This is a genomic window from Leptolyngbya cf. ectocarpi LEGE 11479 (assembly GCF_015207065.1).
In the GTDB taxonomy this organism is placed as follows: Bacteria; Cyanobacteriota; Cyanobacteriia; order Phormidesmidales; family Phormidesmidaceae; genus Leptothoe; species Leptothoe ectocarpi.
Genome location: NZ_JADEXP010000305.1, coordinates 1 through 7,830, shown reverse-complemented (window position 1 = coordinate 7,830; position 7,830 = coordinate 1). Strand labels below are relative to the sequence as shown.

Here is a 7,830-nt window from a genome sequence, read left to right as displayed (position 1 = left end):
CGGTTTATGAAATATGAGTGGATTGAATTTGATGCTTACGAGAGTTGGGAAAGCTTGGTTCAATATGTCGAAAAAGTCCTCAAAGGGTTTGGGGAAGACTATGTAATTAATTTTGGATAAGTACTTATGCGAAATAACAAGATTGTATAAATTTAGTCATCCTAGACTTAAAAATGATTATGGCTTTGATGTTGTGTTGGCAGATCAAGAGCTATCTAGTACGACTGAAAATTCAGACGTAAAAGCTACGATAAAGCAGAAAGCAAAACCTTATACGCTCTTAAAAGCTCTAGAAGCAGCTAAACAAGAGTATGACTACATTTTTATAGATGCACCTCCTGGATGGTTGATTTTTTCTCAGCAAGCAGTCTGTGCTGCGGACGTTGTCCTCATTCCTGCTCGACATGATAATTTGCATTCTTTACAAAATGCTGGAATGGCAATAGCACGTTTTATTCCAGCGGCCCAGAAAACCTTAAGAAAGTATGGCTATCCAGGTCCTGTTGCCCTACCTGTATTTCTGAATAATGCTCACTCCATTACCGATGCTCAAGTTAATGTAATGCACAAGGCTATTGCCAGGGTAATTAAATCAAATCAACAGTATGGTATTAATCTTACTCCGTACTTTTATTCCAATCGTAAACCAAGACGCGATAGTCAAGATTTGGCCATGATTTCAGTGCCCTACTTGGCCTACATTTCGCAATCAGACTTTATGCATATTCCAGGAGCCTTCTGGCATAAAACGGTCAGAGATCAGTACGTAAATCTAGTTAGAGAGTATTTTCTATGAGCTTTTCGGAATTAGGCAATTTGATGTGTTTTCCTTTTGACTCCATTACATCAAGTGAGTTAACTGATGCCCATGACTATCTCATAACATCAACGGCTGACTTACTTATTCAAGGAGGACGTAATTGGCTTCCGCTCATTGTGACTGAAACTGGAGCAGACCAATATCAGGTAATTGGTAATGAATTTGTTTATGCCGTGGCAGAGGAAGCAGACCTAGAAGAGGTTTGGTGTATTGTTGCAGATGATTCCTCGGAGACCAAAGCTATTGTGCAAGCGCTCTGTAGGGAATCTATCCCAAAAATCAATCTATCTGTAGCTAGTAGAGATGAAATAAAGTTAGCCCTAGACTATCTTATTAAACAACCTAATACTCCTCTTAAAGGGGTTAATTTAGGTATAGCTGTGACTCGTATTGAGGACGCGCCTAGACAATATTGGAGTAGTTTTCAACCTATTACCAAGTTAGGATGCAGAATCACAGCGGGTAAGAAACTGAAAGCATTGGAGCAGGTTTTCTATTTGACCCCGGAACCTTTGCCTGATGTGATTACAGATCGCAAACTCTTAGAATCGTTTACGAAAAAACAGTTAACTGACATAGCAAAAAAGCGTGGAATCAAAGGGATTTCCAAGTTGAGCAAACCTCGCTTAGTTGAGCGGTTGATGGAAGAAGACTAATTACGGTGCAAGCTACGCTCTGTAATGAATAACTTGTCTAATCTATGGATGGTGTTTGTATCAATGTAGAGAAATATGGTTTTAGTGTGGAATCCAGTGCTTCCAAACAACTTGCTATGGACAGTTCTGACTAATGTGGTTACATTGTAGGTACGCCACAAGGTTGATGATATGGGTACAGCGATTAAAACTAGCATCGTCAAAATTGGGAATTCCCAAGGTATTCGCATTCCCAAGCTGCTTCTAGAGCAAAGTGGCATTTTGGGTGATGTCGAGATCGAAGTTCAAGATGGTTGCTTGGTTGTCCGCGCGGTATCCCATCCCCGCGCTGATTGGGGAGAAGCATTTGCTGCTATGGCAGAGCATGGCGACGATGCATTGCTGGATAATGATTTAGCAACCGATTGGGAGATCGATGAGTGGGAATGGTAGTTCATCGATTTGATGTGGTGCTTGTGAATCTCAATCCTACAGTCGGACGAGAGATTAGAAAAACACGACCCTGTTTGGTGATTTCACCGGATGAAATAAATCAGCATATCGGTACGATTATTGTTGCTCCTATGACGACCAAAAGTAGAACGTATCCAAGCCGTGTCAGTTGTAGGTTTCAAGGAAAGGTAGGCCAGGTTGTTCTAGACCAAATCCGAACGGTTGATAAGGGGCGTGTGATTAAAAACTTAGGTCCAATTCATAGAGAAACTCAAAAAGCGGTGCTCTCAACACTGTCTAAGTTGTTTGCAGAGTAAGTGGTTTTGAAAATGACGACGGTGTATTTCACAAAACTTACTCTGCACGATTTGCCAGGTAAGTATCAAATGTTGTGTAATCGCCAGATTCAAATTCGTCTTGGACAGCCTGTATTTCGGCTTTCGTTTCATCATCATCTTCGTAGCCAGCTTTTTCAGCTTCAAAGATTTGCTGCTGTAAGATTTCAAGCAGTTTATGCTTATCCTTGAATTCGAGAGTGCTGATAGCGGTGATCAGTGGCTCGATCGGAATTTGAACGCTAATGTGAGTCATTTTGTTCTATTTACAATGAGTCTAGACTCAACTCTAACCAATGGATTATGCTTGGTTAGCAAATCCTGCAAAGCCTAGTTCGTTCAGACGGTTCCAGCCGTAGACTGAGTCACGGAAGGATTTCCACTGGTCGTAAATCTCCTTGAAGTCAGCATCTTCAGCCGCAGTTTCTTCGTAGATTTCGAAGGCGGCTTTTTCGGCTGCGGCCAGGATTTCATCGCTGAAGGGTTTGAGCTGGGCACCGGCACCCAGAAGACTCTTGAGGGCTGCGCCGTTGACGGCGTCATATTTGGCTAAGGTGCTGATATTTGATTCTACACAGGCGGTTTTGACAATTTCCTGGTAGAGCGGGGGTAAAGATGTCCAGGCATCCATGTTGATCATCATGTCAAAGGTGGGACCGGGCTCCCACCAGCCGGGATAGTAGTAAAACTCGGCGGCTTTTTGGAGACCGAGTTTTTCATCGTCGTAGGGACCGACCCACTCAGCGGCATCAATGGCACCGCGCTCTAGGGCCAAAAAGATTTCACTACCGGGTAAGTTTTGGACGTTGACGCCAAGCTTGGCCATGACTTTGCCGCCCAAGCCGGGAATGCGCATCTTTAAACCCTGCAGGTCGTTGGCGGTGTTGATTTCTTTGTTGAACCAGCCGCCCATCTGAACGCCGGTATTGCCCGCCGGAAAGTTAATGGCGTTGAATGTGGCATAGAGCTTTTGCATGGCTTCTAGACCGCCGCCGTGGTAGAGCCAAGCGTTCTGCTGCTGGGCGTTGAGGCCAAAGGGAACGGTGGTGCCAAAGGCGAGGGCTGCGCTCTTGCCCACATAGTAATAAGAGGCGCTGTGACCACATTCCACGGTGCCATCCTGAACGGCATCGAGTACCTGTAAGCCAGGTACGATTTCACCACCCGCGTAGGGTTCGATGGTGAAACGGCCATCGGTCATAGCGGCGATGCGATCGCACACAATTTCAGCCGCACCGAATAGCGTATCCAGGGACTTTGGCCAGCTCGTAGCCATTTTCCATCGCACGGTAGGCAGAGCTTCCCCATCGCCTGCAGCGGTGGGTGTGGTGGACTGGGCACAGGCGGCTAATGCAGCGGTGCTGGCGGCACCAGTTAAGCCATAACCCATTAACTGTCTACGTTTCATAGCGGTCTGAAGCTCTACGGATATAGTGCAAGCGGATGTCAGTGTGGAGCAGCGGCCTGTAGTTATTGATACAGAGCCATGCCAAGTGTATTAAATCACTCTGCTTAAAGGATTAATCACATCGGCAACAGTCGTTAATAATGGGCGCTGCCCACGCCCCAATGTAATAATGCTTGGGATTAGTTTGTTTTCCCCTCAGGTTTCTGAGCGTTTAACTTAATGACGCTAAAGCGGGTTGTTTTATCGATTTTGACGGGCCTGGTAGCCTTAGTGGTGGCTTCGTCACTGTATGAAAGCTTTTCCCAGCCCCAGGTGACCGGGCAGCTACAGCTGTATCAGAGCGATTTGCTGCTGCAGGCGTCCGAGTGGGACGCGCTGGCAGGGGATGAATTTAAGCAGTTGGGCAATGCGCTACTGGGGGCAAAACCTCTGGAGTCGGTGGCAAAGCAGTATGAATCGGTGCGCAAAGAAGCGGCGGCTGGGGTGGTACGATCTCAAAAACAATTAGCCGCTCAGGACGCCAATCCCCAGCCCGAGAAATTCAAAACGGCCATTACCCAGCAGCAAACGCTGATTGAGCGGATTGATCTAAAACTTGGCATCATTGCCACCCAGCAAAAAAATATTGAACGTGCTCGCCAGCGCTGGCAGCCGTTGACGGCGGGTGATGGGTCAACCGCTGACGTCGCTAATGTTTTACTGGGCCTATGGGCGACACCGCCGATGATTACCCCAACCGCTGAAGCGACCATTACTAATCAGCTGAGCGGCTGGTTTCAGTACCGTGTTTTAGAGCAGCTTTACACCTTAGACGAGCGCTCGGTAGATCTCGCTCAGCTCAATAATCAAGAACAAACAGCAGCTGAGTCCAAACTAGTAAAGCTGGCCGCTGTGGGGACGATGCCCGTGCTGGGCTGCATTATTGGCGTTGGTGTGCTGATTGCTCTAGGCGTGCAGTGGTTTACAAAGCGAGGGGAGTCGCTCCTGGGTAAAGCCGTCTCCCCGTGGGAGGTGCCCTGGGATGGAGAAATCATTTGGCAGGTGCTGATTGTTGGCTTTTTCTTTGTGGGTCAGCTGCTAATTCCGTTTGTACTACAGCTCTCGGGTCTTAGCTTTGCCGCCACGGGCAGCCGGGGACGAGCCCTATATTCCATGATCTTTTATCTACTGATGTCAGCGAGCGGCATCGCCGTACTAGCTGGCTCAATTTGGACCTACAGGCCCTTCCCCAAAGACTGGTTTCAGCTCAAGCTATTTGATCGCTGGCCTATTTGGGGCGTGGGCGGCTATGTGGTGGCGCTACCGCTGATGATCGCCATCTCGGCCCTCAACCAAAAAATCTGGCAGGGGCAAGGTGGCAATAACCCACTGCTGCAAACGGTCTTGGAAGAAAGCGACTCTGTGGCGCTATTGTTATTTTTTCTGACGGCTGCTGTGGCCGCCCCTCTGTTTGAGGAAGTGCTTTTCCGAGGCTTCTTACTGCCGTCCCTGACGCGCTATATGCCTGTTTGGGGTGCGATTTTGCTGAGTAGCTTTATTTTTGCTTCGGCCCATCTCAGTCTGTCAGAAGTTCTGCCGCTGACGTTACTCGGGGCGATTTTGGCCTGGGTATATACGCGATCTCGTAATCTTCTATCCCCCATGCTGATCCACAGCCTCTGGAACAGTGCTACGTTGCTGGGGTTATTTTTACTGGGTAGTTAGTGATTGTCAATATAAAGTGTTTGCATAGAATATTTACATATTGAAGTAATGGTTAACTTCTTGTGGGTTAGCGATGAGAATTCATTTATATAGGATGGTAAGCATACTCTCGTTACGTTGTTGCGTTACACCTTCATGCTAGACCAACCTTCGTTAGTCGTTGATGTGAGTACTCCATTAAGTACGTTGCTCACATGGATGAGTCAGAGTAAACCGGGTGTATTTGCCGCAACTGAGAGAAGTGTGACTGAGTCTGGCTCAAACGCTAGGTTAGGCTATGCTCTGGTCACTCAACATCAAGAACTTGTGGGTATTTTTACTGAACGAGATTTGGTGAAATTAACAGCTCAGGGTAGTGAAATTACCTCTCTTTGTGTAGCAGATGTGATGACAAGTCCGCTGATAACTCTATCGGAAACTGATCTTGATGATCCCTTGTCAGTTCTGGGGTTGCTGCGCAAGTATCGAATACGTCATTTACCGGTTTTACGAGACGGGCATCTGCTGGGAGTCGTTACGACCCAGAGTCTACGTAAGGCTGTTCAGCCAAAAGTTTTATTGAAATTGCGATTAGTGGCAGATGTAATGGCATCTGAGGTGGTCACGGCTTTTCCCGAGACCACATTGATAGACCTTGCCCAGCTGATGGTGGCCAATTGCGTAAGCTGTGTAGTGATTGTTGAGACGGATGCTTCTGGAGCATGCCCGCATGCCTCAAAACGACCGATAGGTATTGTCACTGAGCGAGATATTGTTCAATTTCGGGCGCTATTGTTGGATGTGAATACGGTGAGCGCGAGAAAGGTGATGAGCACTCCCCTCGTATTTGTTCAATCTGATACATCCCTTTGGGATGCAAGCCAGGCAATGCAGCGATTGCGAGTTCGGCGTCTGGTGGTGGCTGATCAGTTCGGCTATCTGGCCGGGATTGTGACCCAAGCGAGTTTTTTGTCAGTGCTCAACCCCATCGAAATGTCTAGCACTGTCGAAATTTTGCAGCAGCAAGTCGATCAATTAAACGATGAACGCTTACATTTGCTAGGACAGCTTAATCAGGCACTCACTACACAGGTGGCCGAGAGTGAGCGACGCTTTCAGCTGACGTTTGAGCAGGCCGCTGCAGGCATTGCCAATGTTGATTTACAAGGGCAGTTTTTGCAGGTCAATCGTCGCTTTTGTGAGATGCTTGGCTATTCTGCAACTCAGCTGATGGCTAAAACTGGGTTTGACATCACCCATCCTGCCCATATTGCTGAGACGAAAGAGGGAATAGAGCGATTAATTCGAGCAGAGATAGACGTATTTACCCATGACAAACGCTGTTTATGCGGTGATGGTACGGAGATATGGCTGCATGTGACAATATCGCAGGCTCATACGCCAGAAGGGAATTATTTGGTGATTGTGGCGGAAGATATTAGTGAGCGCAAACAGCTAGAACAAGAGCTAGAAGAGCATCGACATCACCTAAAGGATTTGGTGGCGAGTAAGACAGCTGAACTACAGCTGGAGATTATTCAACGTCAGATAGCAGAGCGCGAACTGTTTCGAGAAAAAGAGATGGCTCAAGTCACGTTACAGTCCATTGGTGATGCGGTTGTAACGACTGATGATACCGGTCGAATCACCTATTTAAACCCGGTAGCCGAGAAGTTAACGGGATGGTCTAATGCGGAAGCGATCGGGCGACCTTTGACAAGTGTTTTTATGATTGTGCGGGCGGGCACACGTGATCCCTTAGAGAATCCGGTAGAACGTGTATTGAGAGAGGGATCTATCTCTGCCCTAGAGCAAGATTCAATATTACTAGCTCGAGATGGCGCTGAATATGGGATTGATGATTCGGCCGCTCCACTGCGCGATCGCAATGGCCAAATGCTAGGCTCGGTCATGGTATTTCGTGATGTTACCCAGTCTCGAAAAATTGCTCAACAGCTGTCATGGCAAGCGAGCCATGATAGTTTGACCGGTTTAGCCAATCGACGTAAGTTTGAAGCCATTCTCAAAGCCACCCTAGAGAATTCATTGAGTCAGCATCATGTGCTGTGCTACCTAGATTTAGACCGATTTAAGATTGTCAACGATACCTGTGGCCACAATGCGGGGGATGATCTCTTGCAGCAGGTGGCATTGATGATTAAACAACAGGTGCGCGGTGTGGATACCTTAGCCCGGCTGGGTGGAGATGAATTTGGACTGATTCTCCATGGCTGCCGTCTGGCTGAAGCCGCTATGATCGCTGAAAAAATTCGTGCGGCCATTCATGAGCTGCGATTTACGTGGAATGATGTGATATTTCGTATTGGCGTCAGCATTGGGCTGGCCAAAATTGGCGTCGATATGCCCAATATTGAATCAGCTCTCAGTGCCTCTGATGCGGCCTGTCATCAAGCTAAAGCAAGAGGACGTAACCGCGTACGGGTTTATCAGGCCGATGATTCAGGCATTGTTCAGCAGCGCGGTCAACAACAGTGG

Annotated in this window: 8 protein-coding genes; 6 read left to right on the top strand and 2 right to left on the bottom strand. The window is 47.5% G+C overall.

Annotated features, from left to right (window positions below):
• Positions 1 to 112 precede the first annotated feature (112 nt).
• From IQ260_RS23710 to IQ260_RS23695, 4 genes are all read left to right on the top strand, one after another.
• Positions 113 to 796: an AAA family ATPase gene (locus tag IQ260_RS23710; protein WP_193995554.1), complete on the top strand. Its 684-nt coding sequence runs from the start codon at positions 113 to 115 to the stop codon at positions 794 to 796.
• Positions 793 to 1,476: a Rho termination factor N-terminal domain-containing protein gene (locus IQ260_RS23705; protein WP_193995553.1), complete on the top strand. Its 684-nt coding sequence runs from the start codon at positions 793 to 795 to the stop codon at positions 1,474 to 1,476. Before IQ260_RS23710 ends, IQ260_RS23705 begins: the two co-directional genes overlap by 4 nt.
• A 171-nt stretch (positions 1,477 to 1,647) precedes the next feature.
• Entirely contained in the window at positions 1,648 to 1,908 is a 261-nt protein-coding gene (locus IQ260_RS23700) for an AbrB/MazE/SpoVT family DNA-binding domain-containing protein (protein ID WP_193995552.1), read from the top strand.
• Positions 1,902 to 2,225 (top strand): type II toxin-antitoxin system PemK/MazF family toxin, encoded by a 324-nt coding sequence (locus IQ260_RS23695; RefSeq protein ID WP_193995551.1) that lies wholly within the window; start codon positions 1,902 to 1,904, stop codon positions 2,223 to 2,225. The genes IQ260_RS23700 and IQ260_RS23695 overlap by 7 nt, the downstream gene beginning before the upstream one ends.
• 37 nt (positions 2,226 to 2,262) lie before the next feature.
• On the opposite strand, the gene IQ260_RS23690 is transcribed toward IQ260_RS23695, so the two are convergent.
• Entirely contained in the window at positions 2,263 to 2,499 is a 237-nt protein-coding gene (locus tag IQ260_RS23690; protein WP_193995550.1) for a hypothetical protein, read from the bottom strand.
• A gap of 45 nt (positions 2,500 to 2,544) precedes the next feature.
• Complete coding sequence (locus tag IQ260_RS23685; protein WP_193995549.1) at positions 2,545 to 3,651, bottom strand: TRAP transporter substrate-binding protein; 1,107 nt, start codon at positions 3,649 to 3,651, stop codon at positions 2,545 to 2,547.
• A 219-nt stretch (positions 3,652 to 3,870) separates the two neighbouring features.
• Between IQ260_RS23685 and IQ260_RS23680 the strand changes: the two genes are divergently transcribed.
• Positions 3,871 to 5,355: a CPBP family intramembrane glutamic endopeptidase gene (locus tag IQ260_RS23680; protein ID WP_193995548.1), complete on the top strand. Its 1,485-nt coding sequence runs from the start codon at positions 3,871 to 3,873 to the stop codon at positions 5,353 to 5,355.
• 135 nt (positions 5,356 to 5,490) lie between these two features.
• On the top strand, positions 5,491 to 7,830 hold a 2,340-nt coding region (locus tag IQ260_RS23675), incomplete at its 3' end, for a PAS domain S-box protein (RefSeq protein WP_193995547.1).